Origin of the sequence: Micromonospora sp. NPDC048169 (genome assembly GCF_040652815.1) — a bacterium.
Classification (GTDB): domain Bacteria; phylum Actinomycetota; class Actinomycetes; order Mycobacteriales; family Micromonosporaceae; genus Micromonospora.
The window spans coordinates 17,546-37,259 of sequence record NZ_JBEZMS010000030.1 but is presented as its reverse complement, the minus strand read 5'-3'; the positions used below and the strand labels follow the sequence as shown (position 1 = coordinate 37,259).

Annotated in this window: 15 protein-coding genes; 2 read left to right on the top strand and 13 right to left on the bottom strand. The window is 73.4% G+C overall.

Annotation, left to right across the window (positions count from 1 at the left end):
- Positions 1 to 21 precede the first annotated feature (21 nt).
- From AB0D28_RS22810 to AB0D28_RS22800, 3 genes are read right to left on the bottom strand one after another with little or no spacing between them, the layout of a single operon-like run.
- Positions 22 to 921: a GNAT family N-acetyltransferase gene (locus AB0D28_RS22810; RefSeq protein ID WP_357388725.1), complete on the bottom strand. Its 900-nt coding sequence runs from the start codon at positions 919 to 921 to the stop codon at positions 22 to 24.
- Between the two features lie 54 nt (positions 922 to 975).
- A complete protein-coding gene (locus AB0D28_RS22805) occupies positions 976 to 1,299 on the bottom strand; it encodes a nuclear transport factor 2 family protein (protein WP_357388723.1) in 324 nt (107 codons plus the stop codon).
- Between the two features lie 10 nt (positions 1,300 to 1,309).
- Positions 1,310 to 2,542, bottom strand: a complete 1,233-nt coding sequence (locus AB0D28_RS22800; protein WP_357388721.1) for an SLC13 family permease — start codon at positions 2,540 to 2,542, stop codon at positions 1,310 to 1,312.
- 108 nt (positions 2,543 to 2,650) lie between these two features.
- Between AB0D28_RS22800 and AB0D28_RS22795 the strand changes: the two genes are divergently transcribed.
- Positions 2,651 to 8,425, top strand: a complete 5,775-nt coding sequence (locus AB0D28_RS22795; protein ID WP_357388719.1) for a TIR domain-containing protein — start codon at positions 2,651 to 2,653, stop codon at positions 8,423 to 8,425.
- A gap of 69 nt (positions 8,426 to 8,494) precedes the next feature.
- Here AB0D28_RS22795 and AB0D28_RS22790 read toward each other — a convergent pair whose 3' ends face one another.
- The 9 genes from AB0D28_RS22790 to AB0D28_RS22750 all read right to left on the bottom strand — a co-directional run bounded on the left by AB0D28_RS22790 (position 8,495) and on the right by AB0D28_RS22750 (position 15,934).
- Positions 8,495 to 9,142 (bottom strand): GNAT family N-acetyltransferase, encoded by a 648-nt coding sequence (locus tag AB0D28_RS22790; protein WP_357388717.1) that lies wholly within the window; start codon positions 9,140 to 9,142, stop codon positions 8,495 to 8,497.
- 262 nt (positions 9,143 to 9,404) lie between these two features.
- Complete coding sequence (locus tag AB0D28_RS22785) at positions 9,405 to 10,640, bottom strand: family 16 glycosylhydrolase (protein ID WP_357388715.1); 1,236 nt, start codon at positions 10,638 to 10,640, stop codon at positions 9,405 to 9,407.
- Between the two features lie 115 nt (positions 10,641 to 10,755).
- Positions 10,756 to 12,036 carry an MFS transporter gene (locus AB0D28_RS22780; RefSeq protein ID WP_357388713.1) on the bottom strand — a complete coding sequence of 427 codons (1,281 nt, stop codon included), beginning with the start codon at positions 12,034 to 12,036 and terminating at the stop codon, positions 10,756 to 10,758.
- On the bottom strand, positions 12,033 to 12,608 hold the full coding sequence (locus tag AB0D28_RS22775) for a helix-turn-helix domain-containing protein (protein WP_357388711.1): 576 nt from the start codon (positions 12,606 to 12,608) through the stop codon (positions 12,033 to 12,035). The genes AB0D28_RS22780 and AB0D28_RS22775 overlap by 4 nt, the downstream gene beginning before the upstream one ends.
- Positions 12,609 to 12,655: 47 nt before the next feature.
- The gene (locus AB0D28_RS22770) at positions 12,656 to 13,204 is read right to left on the bottom strand and encodes a DinB family protein (RefSeq protein WP_357388709.1); all 549 of its coding nucleotides are present in this window, start codon (positions 13,202 to 13,204) and stop codon (positions 12,656 to 12,658) included.
- Between the two features lie 42 nt (positions 13,205 to 13,246).
- Entirely contained in the window at positions 13,247 to 13,738 is a 492-nt protein-coding gene (smpB, locus tag AB0D28_RS22765; RefSeq protein ID WP_013286513.1) for an SsrA-binding protein SmpB, read from the bottom strand.
- Complete coding sequence (locus AB0D28_RS22760; RefSeq protein WP_357388707.1) at positions 13,711 to 14,385, bottom strand: lysoplasmalogenase; 675 nt, start codon at positions 14,383 to 14,385, stop codon at positions 13,711 to 13,713. Before AB0D28_RS22760 ends, smpB begins: the two co-directional genes overlap by 28 nt.
- The gene (locus AB0D28_RS22755; RefSeq protein WP_357388705.1) at positions 14,382 to 15,209 is read right to left on the bottom strand and encodes a sterol desaturase family protein; all 828 of its coding nucleotides are present in this window, start codon (positions 15,207 to 15,209) and stop codon (positions 14,382 to 14,384) included. The genes AB0D28_RS22760 and AB0D28_RS22755 overlap by 4 nt, the downstream gene beginning before the upstream one ends.
- The gene (locus AB0D28_RS22750; protein ID WP_357388703.1) at positions 15,206 to 15,934 is read right to left on the bottom strand and encodes a GntR family transcriptional regulator; all 729 of its coding nucleotides are present in this window, start codon (positions 15,932 to 15,934) and stop codon (positions 15,206 to 15,208) included. The genes AB0D28_RS22755 and AB0D28_RS22750 overlap by 4 nt, the downstream gene beginning before the upstream one ends.
- 134 nt (positions 15,935 to 16,068) lie before the next feature.
- Between AB0D28_RS22750 and htpG the strand changes: the two genes are divergently transcribed.
- On the top strand, positions 16,069 to 17,961 hold the full coding sequence (gene htpG, locus AB0D28_RS22745; RefSeq protein WP_357388701.1) for a molecular chaperone HtpG: 1,893 nt from the start codon (positions 16,069 to 16,071) through the stop codon (positions 17,959 to 17,961).
- A 55-nt stretch (positions 17,962 to 18,016) separates the two neighbouring features.
- Here the strand turns inward: htpG and AB0D28_RS22740 are convergent, their stop codons facing one another.
- Entirely contained in the window at positions 18,017 to 19,573 is a 1,557-nt protein-coding gene (locus AB0D28_RS22740; RefSeq protein WP_357388699.1) for an LLM class flavin-dependent oxidoreductase, read from the bottom strand.
- Between the last annotated feature and the right edge of the window lie 141 nt (positions 19,574 to 19,714).

Here is a 19,714-nt window from a genome sequence, read left to right as displayed (position 1 = left end):
GTCGATCAGCGCCAGGTGGGCTCAATCGGGCAGCACCAGGTTGGCCATGTCGACCACCGGCCGGAAACCGAGCCGGGCGTAGAGCCGGTTCGACACCGGGTTGGCCTGGTCGGTGAACAGGCACACCCGCGCGCCCTCGGCGGTGAGCAGCCGGCTGACCTCGGCGACCGCGTTGCCGGCCCAGCCGCGTCCGCGCTGCTCCGGCGGCGTGTAGACCGGCCCGACGCGGGCCACGCCGAACGACGGCGGGTTGGCGGCGGTCAGGTGCACCGGGACGCCCGACCCGTCGGTCCAGAACCAGACCCTCCCGTCCCGGATGCGGCGTAGCAACTCGGCGCGGTCGGGCGTCTCGTGCGCGCTCGCGCCGCGCGGGCGGCCCGCCTGCTCGTCGGCGTCGGCCATGAACGCGCCGAACCACGCGGTGACCAGGTCGATGTCGTCCACGGTGGCCGTCCGCACCCTGCCGGGCACCGGTGCGGGCGGCGTCAGGTGGTCGAGCAGGTGCAGCCGGGTGTGCTGGGCGACCTCGACCCGACCGCCGTCGAGACGGGCAGCCTCCTCGGCGCAGGCGCGCGCGGCGGGCAGCGCGCCGTTCACCGCGCGGACCCGCTCGCCGCGCCGGTGCCACGCGCGGGCCAGCGCCACGGCGGCCTCCGGCGGCATCGGCAGCAGGAACGGCGGGCGCGGCGGGAACGGCGCGGTACGCATCGCGGCGCCTACCACCGCGCCGGAGGCGTCCCGCACCACCAGCCACCAGTCGTCCTCGGGCAGCGCGACGCCCTCGGCGCGGCGGGCGGCCATCCGCTGCGCGATCGTGGCGACCACGGTGCTGACCACCGGGTCGGCGGCCAGGTACGCCCCGGCGGCGGCGAGGAACTCCTCCGGGCCGGTGCAGAAGTGCAGGGTGGGCGCGGCGGTCATGCGGGCACGGTAGCCAGCGGACGGGGACGGGCCGTAGCGGTTTTCCGCGCCGGCTCAGGGTGCGATGCGCAGCCGGCGGATGTGGGTGTCGTCGTACTCCTCGAACCGGAACCGCAGGCCCGCGAACGGGCTGCCGGGGAAGTCGCCGCTGATCGTCGCCGTCACCACCGTCCCGGCCGGCGTCTGCTCGACGTCGGTGATCTCGTACGACACCAGCGGCGTGCCGCTGCGCCAGGCGCGGATCTCGTCGATCCCGCGGTGGGCGCGTCCCTCGTCCTCGACCACCGCGTCGGCGGCGAACAGCGCTAGGTAGGGATCCTTGCCGGCCCGGCCGGCCAGGGTGAAGTAGCGGCTGACGATCTCGGGCGTTCCGTTCATGCCCGGGAGCCTAGGCACCGGGTCCGACAAGCAGCGCCGTGACGGTGGCGGTGGTGGCGAGCACGGCGAGCACGGCGCTGGTCGCCACGAACCGGCCCAGCGGCACGGCCACCCCGGCGGCACGGCAGCGCTCGTACCAGATCAGGGTGGCCAGCGACGCCCACGGTGTGGCCAGCGGGCCCACGTTCGTGCCGATCAGCAGTGCCAGCAACTGGGTGTGCCGGTCGACGGCGATCACCGCCTCGCCGGCCAGGTACGCGGGCAGGTTGTTCACCGCGTTGCTGAACAGCGCGCCGACCGCGCCCGCCCGCAGCGCCCCCTCCGCGCCCGGGTCGGTGCCGATCAGCGTGCCCATCACCGTGTCCAGACCGTGCCGCCCGATGGTCTGCACGACCAGGAACAACCCGGTCACGAACACCAGCAGCCGCCACGGCACCAGCGCGAGCCGCAGCCGGTGCCGGGCCCGGACCGCGAAGCCCGCGACCAGGATCGCGGCGGCCACCCCGGAGGCGACGCCGATCTCCACCCCGGCGAGGATCCCGGCGACGAACAGCAGGCAGGCGGCGAGCGCGGTGCGGTAGAGCACGCGGTCCGGCGGCACGTACGGCCGCGGCGGGACGAACGGGTCGGCCCCGGCGCGCGCCGGACGCCAGTACCACCGCCACAGCAGCAGCGCGGTCACCGCGACAGCGACCAGTTGCGGCCACCACATCCGGGCCGCCCACGGCACCGGGGCCAGATCGACCCGGTCACTGGCCAGGATGTTCGTCAGGTTGGACACCGGCAGCAGCAGGCTCGCCGTGTTGGCCAGCCACACGGTGGTCATGGCCAGCGGTGTCGGCGGCACGTTCAGCGCCCGCGCCAGCGCGATCATCACCGGCGTGAGCAGCACCGCCGTGGTGTCCAGGTTGAGCGCGATGGTGGTCACCGAGGCGAAGCCGACGCAGAGCCAGAACAGCGCCCGGAAACTGCCCCGCGCGGTGACCGCCACCCGGGTCGCGAGCGCGTCGAACACCCCGGCCACGGCGGTGAGCTCGGCCAGCACCACCACCGTGCCGAGGAAGATCAGGATGGGGACGACCCGCCGCATCGTGCCCTCGGCGTCGGCGCGGGGCAGCAGCCCGGTGAGCACGCACACCACCCCGAGCACGGCCAGCCCGATCGCGATCCAGTCCAGCACGTGCAGGCGGCCCCAGCGGGAGCGGTCGGGCACGGCGTTCGGCGGATCGCCGGGGGTCTCCACGAGGGATGATCCTCGCACACGCCGGCGCGGGCGGAGGAGCCCGACGCGGCCACGATCCGAGCTGCCGACGGTGTCGATCCGTTGACCGTCGGTGGTCATAATGACCATGTGGTTGTAGGCGCGCACCCCACCCGGACCGACCGCCCCATCGATTTCTTCATCAGCTACTCGCCGGCCGACGAACGCTGGGCGACGTGGCTGGCGTGGGAGTTCGAGGCCGCCGGCTACCGCACGCTGCTGCAGGCGTGGGACTTCGTCGCCGGCACCAACTTCATCGACTTCATGGACCGCGGCGTCCGCGAGGCCGAGGTGGTGGTGGCGGTGCTGTCCGAACGCTACCTGCACTCCACCTACGGCAAGCTGGAGTGGCAGGCCGCGCTGCGCGCCGACCCGGACGGCACCGGCAACAAGCTCGTCACGGTACGCGTCGAGGACTGCCCGATCGACGGCCTGCTCGCCACCATCACCTATGTGGACCTGGTCGGTGTGGACGACCCGGCGCAGGCCCGCAACCGGGTGCTCGACCGCATCCGGGAGGCGCTGGACGGCCGGGCCAAGCCGATGCGGCAGCCGGCGTTCCCGCACCACCCGGCCGACCCGCACGGGGTGCTCGCCGCGCCCGCCACCGGAGCGCCCGCGCCCCGCCGCGCCCGGCGTACCCCGATCAACCCGCCACCGTTCCCGCCGGCCGCCGCGGCGCCACCGACCGCCCGGGACACCGTCACCGTGCTCCAGGTCGCCGGGCCACGCTTCGGCCGGGGCGTGATCACGCCCGGTGCGCCGGTCACCCCGGGCGAGGTGCAGGAACACCTGATGGGGGACCTCACGCTGCTGATGAACGACGGCGTGCCCCGGCCGGACCTGCTCGTCGTCGCGGGCAACCTCACCGAGTCGGGCAGCCCGCGCGAGTTCTCCGACGCGCTGAGCTTCCTCACCGGCCTGCGGGTGCTGCTCGGGCTGGAGCCGCACCGCCTCGTGGTGGTCCCCGGCCCGCGCGACGTGACGATGGCGGCCTGCCGCGCGTACTTCGCCACCTGCGAGGCCGACGACGTCGACCCGCAACCGCCGTTCTGGCCGAAGTGGCGGCACTACGCGCGCCTGTTCGACGACCTCTACCAGGGCCTCGACGACCGGATCTTCGACAGCGAGCAGCCCTGGACGCTGTTCCCGGTGCCCGACCTGCGCGTGGTGGTGGCCGGGCTGAACTCCACCATCGCCATCACCCACCGTGAGGAGGACCGGTACGGCTTCCTCGGCGAGGCGCAGTCCAGCTGGTTCGCCCAGCGGCTGCGCCACTACCAGCAGTCCGGCTGGCTGCGGCTGGGCGCGATGGCGCACGCCCCCGGCGCGCGCAGCCCGTACGCCGACGAGGTGCCGCCGGACCCGGTGTCGCTGCGCGACCGGGGCTCGGTGAACCGGCTGGTCGGCCCGATGCTCAACCTGCTGCTCTCCGACGCCGCGCCGTCGGCCCGGGTCGACCCGGTGGTGCCGCTGGCCGCCGCGCCCCGCGACGGCCGGGCGCAGGTGCTGCGGCTCGGCGTCGACGGGATGACCCGCTGGGTGCTCGGCCGCGACGACCGGCTCGACGGCGGCACTGTCACCGCGGTGTCCTGGCCGCGCGCCGAGGCCACCTTCGGCGCGTCCGGTCCGGCCCAGGTGCCCGACCCGCGCCGCCCGGTCGCCGTCGAGGGGGCCACCCAGGGTGCGGCGGCCGCCGCCGCGCCGGTCGCCCCGGTGCGGCGGCTGCTCGACCGGCTCGCCGAGGTCTGCGAGGCGCGCTACGACCGGGTGGTGGTACGCCGCGTCGACACCGACCCGCCGCACCTCTACATCAGCTACCGCTCCGACGGGGTGGTCCGCCAGCAGCGCGTCGGCGCGCACGTGGGCACCCCCACCGCCGCCGACCTGGACGCCTTCGCCCGCCGGGTCCACGCCACCGACCCGGACATCGCCTCCGAACTGGTCTACGACGGCGACCGGGTGCCGCGCGGGCTGGCCGAGGAGGCGCAGCGCCGGGGCGTACGCGTGCTGCACCTGACCGAGTTCCAGGGCCTGCTCGACCTGCGCGAGTACGTCGCGGCGCAGACCGCCCGGCTCCAGGCCGACCGGCTCTACCCGCCCGGGCAGTACGTGCCGCAGCGCTACCGCCACCTGGTCGGCGCCGACCAGCGCGTGCGCGACGACGTGGTGGACGAGCTGCTGGAGACCGTCTCCGCGCCGGACGGCCGGTTCGTGCTGGTGCTGGGCGACTTCGGCCGGGGCAAGACGTTCGCCCTGCGGGAGGTGGCCCGCCGGCTGCCCACCGCCGCGCCCGACCTGATCCCGATCCTGGTCGAGCTGCGCGCGCTGGACAAGGCGCACTCCGTGGACGGCCTGGTCGCCGCGCACCTGGCCAACCACGGCGAGCAGGTGATCGACCTCAAGGCGTTCCGCTACATGCTGCGCCAGGGCCGCATCGTGCTGCTGTTCGACGGGTTCGACGAGCTGGTCGCCCGGGTGACGTACGACCGGGCGGCCGACCACCTGGAGACGCTTCTCCAGGCGGCCGAGGGCAACGCGAAGATCGTGGTGAGCAGCCGTACCCAGCACTTCAAGACCAACTCGCAGGTGCTGACCGCGCTCGGCGAGCGGGTCGGCCTGCTGCCGCACCGGCGCGTGCTGGCGGTGGAGGACTTCACCCCCGGGCAGATCGAGGCGTTCCTGCGCAACCGGTACGGCGGCGACGAGCGGGCCGCCCGCGAGCGGATGGACCTGCTCGCCGGCGTGAAGGACCTGCTCGGGCTCTCCCGCAACCCGCGCATGCTCGGCTTCATCGCCAACCTCGACGAGGGTCGGCTGGCAGCGGTGGCCGGTGCGGGCGGCACGTTCAGCGCCGCCGCGTTGTACCGGGAGATCCTGGAGTCCTGGCTGGACTTCGAGGAGCGCCGTACCCAGGGCATCCCGGGCGCCCCGGTGAGCCTGCGCCGGCCCGAGCTGTGGCAGGCGGTGAGCCGGCTGGCGTTCCAGCTGTGGGAGAGCGGCGAGGCCTACCTGCGTCTGGCCGAGCTGGCCGAGTCCACCGGTCAGCTCGCCGGGCGGGCCGACTCGCGGCTGTCCGGCCCGCAGGCGGCGCACGCCGTCGGCGCGGGCAGCCTGCTCGTCCGCACCGACGACGGCCTGTTCGGGTTCATCCACACCTCGGTGATGGAGTGGCTCGTCGCCGAGGGCGTGGCCGAGCAGATCAACAGGGGCGAGGAACCGGCCGCGCTCGCCGTACGGTCGCTGTCCGCGCTCGCCGTGGAGTTCCTCGGCGACCTCGCCGACCCGGCCCGCTGCACCGCGTGGACCGCCCGGGTGCTCGGCGACGAGTCGGCCGGGGAGACGCTGCGCGCCAACGCGCTGCGGCTGTCCGCCCGGCTGCGCCTGCCCGACCGGGCCGACCTGCGTGGCGCGGTGCTGCGTGGCGAGGACCTGTCGCACCGCGAACTCGCCGGAGCCGACCTGACCGGAGCCGACCTGACCGACGCGCGGCTGGTCGCCACCAACCTGACCGAGGCGCGGCTGGAACACGCCCGCCTGCGGGGCGCCCGCCTGGACCAGGCCCGCCTGGCCGGGGCGGACCTGCGTGACGCGGAGCTGGCCGGTGCGCGGCTGTTCCGTACCGACCTGCGCGGCGCCCGGGCCGCGGGCAGCAGCTGGCACCGCACCGCGCTGATCGACGTCAGCGCCGACGCGGCGCTGCTGCGCGCCCCGGAGCTGCGCGGCGCTGTCGTCGCGCCGGGCCGGCCGGTTGCGCCGGGCCTGGCCCCGCCCGCCGTGGGCGTCGGCTACGGCTTCGAGGTGGGCCGGCTGCCGGTGCCGGTGGCGTACAGCCCCGACGGCGCGGTGCTGGCGGTCGGTAGCGACGACGGCGGCGTGCTGCTCTGCGACACCGCCACCGGGCTGCCGGTGCGCACGCTCCAGGGACACCGGTCCCGGGTGTACGCGGTCCGCTACGACGCCGCCTCCCACCAGCTCGTCACCGGCTCGGCCGACCTGACCGTACGGCTGTGGGACGCCGACCACGGCGACGTGCGGCACGTCATCGAGGACGTCTTCGCCGGCTGGGTGTGGCCGCTGCTCACCGACGGCCGCCGGGGCCGCCTGGTGGTCGGCGACGCGGCGGGCGTGGTGCGGCTCTACGACACCCGCGGCGCCCGGCTGCGCCACGAGTGGCCCGGCCACGCCGCGCCGATCTGGGGCACCTCGTTCAGCCCGGACGGGCGGCGGGTGGTGGTCGCCGACAGTGCCGGCACCGTCCGCGGCTGGGACATCCCCACCGGCAAGCTGGCGTTCGAGGTGCAGGAGCCCGAGGTGGTCTACCGGGTGGTGCACTCGCCGGACGGCCGGCTGCTGGCCGCCGTCGGGCAGCACGGCCGGGTCTGGATCCGCCGGGCCGCCGACGGGGAGTTGCTGCGCGCGCCGCGCGGCCACGAGGCCGACGTGTACGCCCTGGACATCAACCCGGACGGCACGCTGATGGCCACCGGCGACACACACGGCGCGTTGCGGCTCTGGGAGACCGAGACGGGCCGGCCGGTCCGGGTGCTGGGGCGGCAGCGGGGCGCGATCTACAGCGTCCGGTTCAACGGCGACGGCAGCCTGCTCGCCACCGCCGCCAGCGACGGCGCGATCCAGCTCTGGGACACCGACGACGGTCAGGTGCGGCACGAGCTGACCCGGCACCGCGGCTCGGTCTGGCCGGTGGTCTGGCGGCCGGACCAGAACCAGGTGGCGACCAGCAGCAACGACGGCACCACCCGGCTGTGGGACGTGCGTACCGGGCAGCTTCAGCACACGCTGCGCGGGCACGGCCGCAAGGTCACCGCGCTGTCGTTCCGCGACGACGGCGAGGTGCTGGCCGCCTGTGGCAACGACGGCGTGATCCGGCTCTGGGAGCCGCGTACCGGCCGCCTGCTGCGGCAGCTCGCCAGCCCGGCCGACCGGCTGCTGTCTGTCGTGTTCTGCCCCGAGGAGCCGCTGGTGGCCACCCCCAGCGGCGACGGCGGCGTGCACCTGTGGAACACCGACACCGGCGCCGACGAGCGCGAACTGAACGTGGACACCGACCACGTCTGGGCGGTCGCGTTCAGCCCCGACGGCGACGCCCTCGCGACCGCGAACGACGACGACACCGTACGCCTCTGGTACCGCCGTACCGGCCGGCACTTCGCCACGCTCACCCCGCACCGGGGGCGCGTGCGCACCGTCGCGTTCAGCCCCGACGGCGAGACCATCGCCACCGGCTGCGACGACCAGACGGTACGGCTCTGGGACGCCGCCACCGCCACCTGCCGGCTCACCTTGGAACACCACACCGACCGGGTCTACTCGGTCGGCTTCAACAGCGAGGGCACGCTGCTCGCCAGCGCCGGCAACGACGGCACGGCGGTGGTCTGGGACGCGGTCACCGGCGAGCGGCGCCTGGTGCTCACCGAACACGACGGCCGCCTCTGGTCCTGCGCGTTCAGCCCGGACGGCAACCTGCTCGCCACCGCCGGCGACGACCTGGTGATCCGGCTGTGGGATCCGGTCACCGGCCGCCTGCACGGCACGCTGGCCGCGCACACCCGACGCGTCTGGTCGGTGCACTTCAGCCCGGACAGCAGCCTGCTCGCCAGCGCCGGTGACGACGGCACGGTACGGCTGTGGGACGTCGCCGACCCGGAGCACGCCCAGCTGCGGACCACGCTCATCGGGCTGCCGGACGGGTGGGCGGCGGTCAGCCCGGACGGCCGGTACAAGCTGGACGGTGACCCGGGCGGCCAGTTCTGGCACGTGATCGGCACGTGCCGCTTCGAGGTGGGCGAGCTGGACCCCTACCTGACCCAGGTCCGCCGCCTGTCCGTGGACGCCCCCTTCTGACCTCGCCCGCCCCGTCGATCAAGGAGTTCGTGTCCGGATCGGACGTCGTCTCCGGCACGAACTCCTTGGTCAACTCGGGGCAGGCGGGGGAGGCGGGGCGGCAGGTCCGGTCCAGCGGATCTCGCCGTCGTGCCACACGTCGGTGGGGGCCAGGCCGCAGGCCGTGGCCACCGCGGCCGACGCGCGGTGGTCGGGATGGATGTGGGCCACGAGGGTACGCACACCGCGCCGCCCCAGCCAGCCGGCCATCCCACGGGCGGCCTCGGTGGCGATCCCGCGCCCCTGCCACTGCGTTCCCACCACCCAGGCGATCTCCGCGACCGGTCCCGCGGTGGCCGGTGCCGCCTCGTCGAGGTGCCGGTGTCCTACCGCCCGCGCGCCCGCCGTGGCGGCGTCCGTCACGGTCCCGTGTGGCTCGGTGACCGTGGCCTGGACGAAGCCGGCCAGCCGGCCGCCGTCCCGGAGCCGGATGACCCAGTTGCACCACGACTCGGCCGGGTCGGGTGAGCCGGCGACAAGCCGTTCGTAGCGGGCCCGCAACGCCGCGGGGGACGCGGGCTCGCCGCCGATGAAGGTGTGCAGCGCCGGGTCGGCGAGGACGGCGGCCATCTCCTCGGCATGCTCGACACTCAGCGGCAGCAGATTCAGCCGCGCGGTCGGGATCGGTTCCGGCGTGAACCCGCCCATCGACGCCGGCGCGCCGGTCACTTCATCCATGATCGCGCTTCCAGGAGATCGATGACCTGGTCTCGCGGCAGCGAAACGGACCTCACGGTATCCCAGCCCGCCCCGAGAAACGCAACGCCATTAGCGAACCACAGCCCCGGCCAGCCAGCCTCGATGATCTTGCAGTTTGTGCCCGGGTGAATGGGGCATTCGGGGCGCCGCTCGGGCCGAAAGTGCAAGATCGCGGGGAGAGAGGGAGGGGCGGGGGCGCCGGGGCGGGCGGGGTGCCGCCCGCCCCGGGTCGGGGCACCGGTCAGCGGCGCCACTTCTGGTTGGGGGCGCCGGTGCAGTCCCAGATCTGCAGCCGGGTGCCGTCGGCCGAGCTGGGACCGGTGGCGTCCAGGCACTTGTTGGCCTGCGGGTTGACGATGTCGCCGGCCGCGCTGAACACCCACTTCTGCGCGCCGGTGCCGTTGCAATCGTAGAGCTGCACCTTGGCGCCGCTCGCTGTCGACCCGGCGGCCACGTCGAGGCACTTGCCGAGCGCGCGTACCGAGCCGTCGGCGTTCCAGGTCCAGCGCTGGGCGGCGGTGCCGTTGCAGGTCCAGAGCTGCACCGGGGTGCCGTTCGCGGTGTTGGCGCTCGCCACGTCGACGCACTTGTCGCCGTACCCGACGATCTGCCCGCCGGTGCCTCCGCCGCCGTTGTCCCAGGCCTGCACCCGGACGTAGTCGACGGTCATGGTCTGCGGGAACGTGGTGCCGCCGTCCGGCGAGCCGGGCCAGTTGCCGCCGACCGCCACGTTCATGATCATGAAGAACGGGTGGTCGAAGACCCAGCGGTTGCCGCCGATGTCGGCGGGCGTCTTGCGGGAGTACGCGACGCCGTCGAGGTACCAGGTGATCGAGTCCGGCGCCCAGTCCACGGCGAAGGTGTGGAAGGCATCGGCGAGCGCCTGGCCGCCGGGTAGCGAGGTGGACGCGCCAACGCCGCTGCCGCCGGAGTAGCCGGGGCCGTGCAGCGTGCCCCAGACGGTCGACGGGGCGTAGCCGACGTTCTCCATGATGTCGATCTCGCCGCTGCCGGGCCACGGGTTCGTGCCGATGTCGTTGCCGAGCATCCAGAACGCGGGCCACAGTCCCTGTCCACGGGGGACCTTGATGCGCGCCTCGAACCGCCCGTACGCCTGGGCGAACGTGCCGTTCGTGAGCAGCCGGGCCGAGGTGTACTGGCAGTTGCCGTACCAGCAGTTGTAGCCGCCGGGGTTCTCCCTGCGGGCGGTGATGACCAGGTTGCCGTTGCCGTCCAGCGCGGCGTTCCGGGTGCTGTTGGTGTAGTACTGCAGCTCGTTGTTGCCCCAGCCGCCGCCACCGATGTCGTAGCGCCACTTGCTCGCGTCGGGGGCGGCGCCGGCCGGGCCGTTGAAGTCGTCGGACCAGGTGACCGCGCCGGGGGCGGCGATCGCGGGGGAGTGGGGGACGAGGGCGAGGGCGGCGGTGAGGCCGACCGCCGTCGCCGCCAGTGCGGCGAGGGTACGGATGGTGCGCACGGGGCGCCTCCTGCGGGGGATGGTGGCCGTCACCGTCGCGGCGGCCGGCCCCGCCCAACGGTTAACAAACCATACAGATAGACTTCGATGAAGGTATGAACGAAGTCGGTCGATGTCAAGAGAGCGCTTCCCGCTGGGGCTCCGGCGTCGGCTCGGGCTCGCGCTGCCGCACCACGGTGGGCCGGCGCATGTCCCGCCACGGGCCGCCCAGCAGCGGAGTGAGCACGACCAGCAGGTAGCAGGCGCCCATCACGACGAGCGTGGACGTCGGGCCGAACCGGTCCGCGGCGAATCCCGCGCCGACCGCGCCGGCCGGCATGGCCGCCCATGCGCCCGCGCCGATCACGCCGTACACCCGGGCCCGCATGGCCGGTGGCACCCGCTCCAACTGGACCGCGCCCATCAGCGGATTGAGCGCGCCGGCGGCCAGCCCGGCCACCGCCACCACGGCGGCCACCACCGGCAGCGGCGGCGCGGCGGCGAGCGCCCACAGTGGCGGGGCACCGCACAGCACGTACGCGGTGACGAACGTGGCCCGGCGGGGCAGCCGGTGACCGATCGCGCTGAACACCAGCGAGCCGACCAGCGCCCCGCCACCCATGACGCCGACCAGCAGGCCGAACGCGGCCGGCCCGCCGAGTTCCCGTTCGGCGACCACCGGCAGCAGCACCTGGCTCTTGGCCGCGTCGAACAGGTTGGTCACCAGCACCAGCAGGACCATGGCGCGCAGCAGCGGCTCGCGGACCAGGAAGCGCAGTCCGGCGGCGAACTGCCGCCAGTAGCCTCCGGTCTCCGGCTCGCTCCCGTCGTCGGACGGCCGCAGACCGCGCGGGACCAGCAGCGTCACCACGAGGGCCGACACGGCGAACGTCACCGCGTCCAGCGCCAGCACCGGCACCGCCCCGAACACGCCGACCAGCAGGCCGGCCAGGGGTGCGCCGATCATCCGGGCGCCGCGCGAGGTCGCGTCCTCCCACCCGGCCGCCCGCTCGATCGGCACCCCGGCCGCCGCCGCGGCCTCCGGCAGCAGCGCGGTGCGCGCGGTCTGCCCCGGAGTGTCCAGCAGGCCGCTGACGAAGACGAGGGCCAGCAGGGCCGGGAACGGCAGGCCGACGGTGGAGTGCAACAGGGGCACGGCGGCGATGGTCACGCCGGAGACCACGTCGGCGAGCACGCTGGAGCGCCGGTAGCCGATCCGGTCGACGAGCACCCCGCCGAACGCGCCGCCGAGCACCACCGGCGCGGTGGCGAACGCGCCGGCAAGCCCGGTGGCGGCCGGTGAGCCGGTCTCGGCCAGCACGTAGAGCGGCAGCGCGATGAGCGTGAGCACGTTGCCGGTCAGCGAGACGGCGTGCCCGATCAGCAGTCCGGCCAGGGGCCGGCGGTCGCGGTTCACTGCGGCCCCCGGTACGCCTGCCAGATGAGCGTGACCATCTCGGCGCCGGGCCGGCCGGGTGCGCCGCGCTCCTGCCAGCGCCGGCCCAGCGCGGACAGCTCGTCGCGCAGCTCGACCAGTTCCTCCGGCGTGAGGCGCAGCACCATGTCGCTGCTGGTGGTGCCGCGTACCCAGGCCGGGTCGAGGCTCGCCTCGGCGTCCAGGTACGCCTGGTAGCGGTCCGCGTAGCGTTGCATGGCGGCCTGGCGCAGCAGGTTGCCGGCGAGGTGGCGCTCCGGGTCGTCGAGCAGTTCGAGGGGATCCCAGTCGGTGGTGGCGTGCGCGGCCCGCCACCACCGCTCGCGCCGGTCCCGGGCCAGCTCGGGCGCCCCGGTGACGAAGCCGTGCTCGGCCAGCTTGCCGACGTGGTAGCTGACCGAGCCGACCGCCTCGCCGGTCCGCTCGCTCAGCATGCCGACCGTCTGCGGGCCGCGCAGGCGCAGCTCGCCGAGCAGTCGCAGCCGGGTGGGGTGGGCCAGTGCCCGCATGGCTCGCGGGTCGCTCACGCGCCGGTTGCCGGTTCCGTCGGTCATGCCGCCAGGCTAGACCGACAAGACATGATGTACAAGATGTCTTGTATTTATCGTGATGCCTCCGGGGTGTGGCGGTACAGGTCGCGCAGCAGGCACACCTCGGACAGGTGGTGGATCATCTCCCGGTTGATGTGCAGCACCAGCGTGGCCATCGGCACGTCGGCGAACGGCCCTTCGGCCGGGCCGCAGGGGCGGGACAGGCCCTCCTCGCCGAGCGCCTCGACCCCCGCCGTCCAGGCGGCGTACTCCTCGTCGAGCTGCGCCAGCGCCCCGGCGGCGGTCGGGGAGTAGGGGAACGAGCCGTAGTCGGTCGGCGCGCGGCCGAAGTGCGACGCGTTGCGCACGGCGAGCACGCCGACGATGACGTGGGCGAGCCGCCAGGCGATGGTGGTGAACGGCGGCGGATCGGGCTGCGGCATCGCGAAGTCGATCGCCGGGATGCCGCCGTCGCCGCGCGGGCGCACGCTCCAGCAGCCGGGGACCGGCTCCCAGAGGTATTCGTCGTCGGTCAGCCCGGCGAGGCGGTCGCGCAACTGGTGGGTCCAGTGCCAGGTGAGCTGTTCGCGGAGCAGCGGGTTCCAGGTCAGGTCGCTCATGCGCCTCAGGGTGCCACCGCCCTGGGACAGAAAGCGGCGCGCTCAGCCCCGCCGCGCCGCCGTCCGGCCCTTGAGCCGGCGGCCCATCTCCCGGGCGATCTCCCGCTTGGCGTCCCGTTCGGCAAGCGCCTGGCGCTTGTCGTACGACCGGCGGCCCCGCGCGAGGCCCAGCTCCACCTTGGCCCAGCCGTCCGCGAAGTACATCGACAGCGGCACCAGTGTGATGCCGCCGTCGCGCAGCTTCTCCAGGATCCGGGCGATCTCCACCCGGTGCAGCAACAGTTTGCGGGTGCGCCGGGGCGCGTGGTTGGTCCAGGTGCCGAAGCCGTACTCGGCGATGTGCAGGCCGTACAGCATGATCTCGCCGTCGCGCTCCTGGGCGAACGCGTCGACCAGCGACACCCGCCCCTCGCGCAGCGACTTCACCTCCGTGCCGGCCAGTACGATGCCCGCCTCGTACGTCTTGAGGATGTCGTAGTCGTGCCGTGCCTTCTTGTTCGAGGCGATCAGCTTGCGCCCGTTCTCCCTGGCCACGCGAGCAGGGTACCGGTCGGCGGCGGCTGCGGGCCGGTCGCCGGGCGCGTCGCGGCCACCCAGCCGGTGGCAATCAGCAGCAGCGCGGCACAGTAGGTGATCATCACCAGCAGGCCCCGCCCGGGCAGCTCGATCCCGGCCGCGCCCACGCCGATGAGCAGGTCGGAGACGAGGAAGAGCGCCCCGCCCACGGCGACCCGGGCGGACACCCCGGTCGCGGCGGCGGCCATCAGGCACAGCGCGAGGCTGTAACCGAGCACCGGCAGCCGCAGTGGCCCGAGCATGCCCCAGAGCAGCGCGTTCGCGCCCGCCCAGGCGAGCAGGTAGCCGGCCCACGCCACGGCCCGGGCCCGCCGGTACCGCACGAAGGCGGTGATGAACGCGATCTGGGTGACCAGGAAGAAGCCCATGCCGGCCAGGAACGCGGTGTCGCCCCGCAGGAGCAGGGCGACGTCGCCCGCGGTGGCGGCGACCAGGCCCACCGCCACCGCGTCGATGCGGCGCCGGTGCGCCAGGAGGTACGCCAGCAGCACCGGCGCCAGCAGCGGCTTGGCCAGCCACTGGAGCGGTGTCGAGTCGAGCGCGACGCCGGTCAGCTCGACGGCGGCGACCAGCCCGAACAGGGGCAGCAGCCAGGAGCGCCTCATCGGGCGGGCTGCCAGCCGGGACGGCCGAACAGGTAGCCGAGGCGGTGCCGCCAGCAGTCGGCCCGGCGTACGTCGGACCAGATGGCGGCGAACTCGTGTGTTGCCACCCGCAGCGGGTTGTAGGTGCCGATGTTCCGGGTCAGCCCGTAGCGCACGGTGGCGCGCTCGGGCTCGAAGCTGCCGAACAGCCGGTCCCAGACGATCAGGATGCCGCCGTAGTTGCGGTCCAGGTACTCGGTGTTCGAGCCGTGGTGCACCCGGTGGTGCGACGGCGTGTTGAAGATCCACTCAATCGGCCGGGGTAGCACGTTGACCCTCTCGGTGTGCAGGAAGAACTGGTAGAGCAGGCTGATCGACTGCTGCAGGAAGATCATCCACGGTGGGATGCCGAGCAGCGCCAGCGGCAGCCAGAACGGCAGCGAGGTCATCGGCGTCCAGCTCTGCCGCAACGCCGTCGACAGGTTGTAGTAGACGCTGGAGTGGTGCACGACGTGGCTGGCCCAGAGCACGCGTACCTCGTGGTGGGAGCGGTGGAACCAGTAGTAGGCCAGGTCGTCGGCGAAGAACAGGATCACCCAGGTCCACCAGTCGCCCGGGGACAGCTGCACCGGCGCCACGGTCCACAGCGCCGCGAACAGGCCGACGGTGAGCAGCTTCCACGGGAAGCCGATGATCTGGCTGCCCAGCCCCATGGACAGGCTGGTGGTGGTGTCGCGCAGCTCGTAGCCGCGTTCGTCGTCGTCGGGCAGGAAGCGGTAGGAGACCGCCTCGATCACGATCAGGAGCAGGAACGCCGGCACGGCGTACAGCACGGCGGGGATCATGCGCGCGCTTCCCTTCCGGGGGTGGGGGTGGTGGGGGTGGTGACCGGCGCGGTCAGCAGCGCCCGGGCGTGGCGGGCCGCCGCCGTGCCCTGACCGGAGGCGACGGCCGCGGCGAGACGGCGGTGCCCGGCGACGTCGAGCAGTTCGGCCGCGCGGGCGTCCGGGGGGACGTCGCCGACCGCGAAGGTGCCGGCCACCAGGCTGTTGAACGCGAGCTGGTAGGCGGTGTTGCCGCTGCCGCGCACGATCAGCCGCCAGACGGCGATGTTCGCCTCGTTCATCAGGTCCAGGTCGGGGGCGAGGTCGCCGTACTCCTCGGCGGCCCGCACCACGGCGGCGACCACAGCCGCGTCCGCGCGCTCGGCGCAGAGCCGGGCCGCGTCGATCCCGACGCAGGCCCGCATCTCCAGCATGTCACGCACCAGCGTCTCGACCGGGAGTACGTCACCGGAGCGCGCGAGGGACAGCGCCAGGTCCAGCCCGGCGTGCACCCGCCAGTCGAGCACCCTCGTCGCGCCGCCCTGGCTGACCCGGACCAGGCCGAGCTGTTGCAGGCGGCGCAGCGCCTCCCGGACCGCGTGCCGGTTGACGGCGAACGCACCGGCCAGTTCCCGCTCACCGGGCAGCGTCTCGCCCGGCGCGTAGCCGCCGGACACGATCGCGTCACGAATCCGGCCGAAGACGTGGTCGGAGACCGAGACACGAGGCGCGGGATCGAAGGCCATGCGCAGCAGTGTGGCCTCGGACACATCAACCCGTCAACTGGTTGTACCAGTTATTTCCGGTGGCCGGTGCGTGCCGTCCCGGTCACCCCTCGTATCCTTTCCGCCGTAGGCCGCCAGAGTGGAGGGGAGTCGGTGTGAGCGACCGGGTCGAGACGTTGGAGTTCCAGGCCGAGGCCCGTCAGCTGTTGCAGCTGATGGTGCACTCGATCTACTCGAACAAGGACGTCTTCCTGCGCGAACTGATCTCGAACGCGTCCGACGCGCTGGACAAGCTGCGGCTGGAGTCGCTTGTCGACAAGGAGCTGTCGGCCGACACCGCCGACCTGCACGTCGAGATCGAGGTCGACAAGGACGCCCGTACGCTCACCGTGCGGGACAACGGCATCGGCATGACCCGCGACGAGGTGGTCCGCCTGATCGGCACCATCGCCAAGTCCGGCACCGCCGAACTGCTGCGCAAGCTGCGCGAGTCCTCCGACGCCGCCGCCTCCCAGGAGCTGATCGGCCAGTTCGGTGTCGGCTTCTACGCCACGTTCATGGTGGCCGACAGGGTGACGCTGCTGACCCGCCGCGCCGGGCAGGCCGGCGGCACCCGCTGGGAGTCCACCGGCGAGGGCACCTACTCGATCGAGGAGGTCGAGGAGGCGCCCCAGGGCACCTCGGTCACGCTGCACCTCAAGCCCGTCGACACCGAGGACAACCTGCACGACTACACGGCCGAGTGGACGATCCGCGAGATCGTCAAGCGGTACTCCGACTTCATCTCCTGGCCGATCCGGATGACTGTCGACAAGCCGGGCGAGGACGGCGCGACCACTCGCGAGGAGCAGACGCTCAACTCGATGAAGGCGCTCTGGGCGCGCTCGCGGGACGAGGTCGACGAGGCCGAGTACAAGGAGTTCTACCGGCACGTCGCGCACGACTGGGCCGACCCGCTGGAGACCATCCACATGCGCGGCGAGGGCACCTTCGAGTACGAGGCGCTGCTGTTCCTGCCCTCGCACGCCCCGCTCGACCTGTTCTCCCCGCAGGGCCGCCGCGGCGTGCAGCTCTACGTCAAGCGCGTGTTCATCATGGACGACTGCGACGCGCTGATGCCCAACTACCTGCGCTTCGTCAAGGGCGTGGTGGACGCGCACGACCTGTCGCTGAACATCTCGCGGGAGATCCTCCAGCAGGACCGGCAGATCCGCGCGGTGCGCCGCCGGCTGGTCAAGAAGGTCCTCGCCACGCTCAAGGACATGTCCGCCGAGTCGTACCGCACGTTCTGGACCGAGTTCGGGCCGGTGGTCAAGGAGGGTCTGCTGGAGGACCCGGACAACACCGAGACGCTGCTGGAGCTGGTGCGCGCCGCCAGCACCCACGACCCGGCCGAGCCGACCACGCTGCGCGCGTACGTGGAGCGGATGCGCGACGGCCAGACCGAGATCTACTACGCCACCGGCGAGAACCGGACCACCATCGAGAACTCGCCGCACCTGGAGGCGTTCCGCGCCAAGGGCTACGAGGTGCTGATCCTCACCGACCCGGTGGACGAGGTGTGGGTCGAGCGGGTCGGCGCGTACGACGGGAAGACGCTGCGCTCGGTCGCCAAGGGCCAGGTGGACCTGGAGACCGACGAGGAGAAGGAGAAGGCCGAGGCGGAACGGCAGGAGTACGCCGACCTGCTCACCTTCCTCGGCGGCGCGCTCGCCGACAGCGTCAAGGAGGTGCGCCTGTCCACCCGGCTGACCACCTCACCGGCCTGCGTCGTGGGCGACGCGCACGACATGACGCCGACGCTGGAGAAGATGTACCGGGCCATGGGCCAGGAGGTGCCCCAGGTCAAGCGGATCCTGGAGCTGAACCCGGCCCACCCGCTGGTCACCGGGCTGCGCAAGGCGCACGGGGAGGGCGGCGACCCGGCCGCGCTGACCGAGACCGCCGAGCTGCTGTACGGCATGGCGCTGCTGGCCGAGGGCGGCGAGCTGGCCGACCCGGCCCGGTTCACCCGGATCCTGGCCGACCGCCTGGCCCGCGGCCTGTAGCGGTGAGGCGGGGCCCCTTCTCGTCGCCGGCGCGACAAGAAGAAGGGGCCCCGCCTCACAACTGGCAGGGGAAGAACCCGTGCCGGGCCAGCGGCTCGACGATCTGGTGCTCCTCGTACGACAGGTGCGACAGCAGCGTGTCGGTGAGCAGGTCCACCGCCTCCTGGAGTCCGGTGAAGTCGCCGGGCCGGCGGACCAGCTCCACGAGCGCGCGGTCGACGCTCTCCACCACGCCGTGGATCACCACGTGTTCCTCCTCGAGGCGGTCCAGCACGGCGGCCAGCCCGGTCTCGGAGCGGCGCAGGTGCGGGAAGATCGAGGCGTCCTCAAGCCCGTGGTGCTGGGTGACCATGGTGCAGTACGCCGCGCAGTAGGCCCCGAGCGTCCAGTTGTTCTGCCGCATGGTCATCTCGTTCAGCGCGGCCCGCGCCCGGCCCGGCGAGACAGTGCCCCGCTTGACCTGTTCCAGCAGGTCGCGCACCTGGGCCAGCTCCTGGCGCAGGTGGTCGTGCACGTCCACCAGGTGCTGCCCGGCGGCCTGTCCCCGGGGCGGGTAGACGTGCCCGGCCGGCGGCGGCGGGGCGCTCGGGCGAGTGGACTCGTCCCAGGGGCGGCGCGCGCTCAGGCGTACCCCCGGGTCCGGGGTGGGCGTGACCCCGAGCGTGCTGGGCGCGCCGGCGGCGGCCTGTTGCCCGGTGGCCGCGCGGGGCTCGGGCGGGGTGCGCTCGGCGGCGACCAGCTCGCGCACGGCGGGCGCGACCTCCTGGCCGAAGATCTGGATCGCGCGCGGCTCGTCGCTGCCGAGGATGAACGTGGTGATGCCGTGCTCCAGCGTGAGCCCGGCCAGCTCCTCGACCCACTGTTCCGGCGGCCCGGCCAGGAAACCGGCCGACGAGCGGGCGAACGTGCCTGTCACGTTGAGCATGCGGCGGATCGCGGCCGGGTCGCGTCCGGCGGCCCGGGCGCCCTCGTCCACCAGCGCGTTCAGGGCGGGCAACTCGTCGGGACCCTTCGGCAGGTACGACAGCGACGGCAGCCAGCCGTCCGCGGCGCGGCCCACCAGGCGCAGCATGCGCGGCTTGTACGCGCCGACCCAGATGCCCACCGGGTGGGCGGGCGCCGGGCCGCGCTTGGCGCCGACCACCCGGTAGTGCTCGCCGTCGACACGGATCATGCCGCGGTGGTCGGTGTCCCAGACCTCGCGGATCACCCGGATCGCCTCGTCGAGGGCGTCGACGGCCGCGCCGGGGGACAGGCGCCGCCCGCCCGTTGCCTCGATCGCGTCCCAGAAGGCGCCCGCGCCGAGCCCCAGCTCGACCCGGCCGCCGGTGAGCAGGTCCAGGCTGGCGACGCTGCGCGCCAGCACCACCGGCTGGCGCAACGGCAGGTTGAGGACGTTTCCGGCCAGGCGGACGCGTTCGGTGGCGGCGGCCACGTAGGACATCAGCGTCCAGGTGTCCAGGAAACCCGGCTGGTACGGGTGGTCCTGGAAGGTGACCAGGTCCAGTCCGACCTGCTCGCAGAGCCGGGCCAGCGCCACCACCTGGTCCGGCTGCGCGGCGGCGGGGGTGAGGAAGCCGCCGAAGGTCAGCTCGTGTCCGTGATCGGTCATCCGTCCCGCCTCCCGTGATCTTGCCCAGTCCTGCCACGGTAGCGCCCGGTCGCCCGGCCGGGTGAAGGGCATCACAAGAAGTGGATGATCGGCGCAAAGCGCTCCTAGCGTCGGTTTCGTTCGCAGTAGCGGACACCGCGG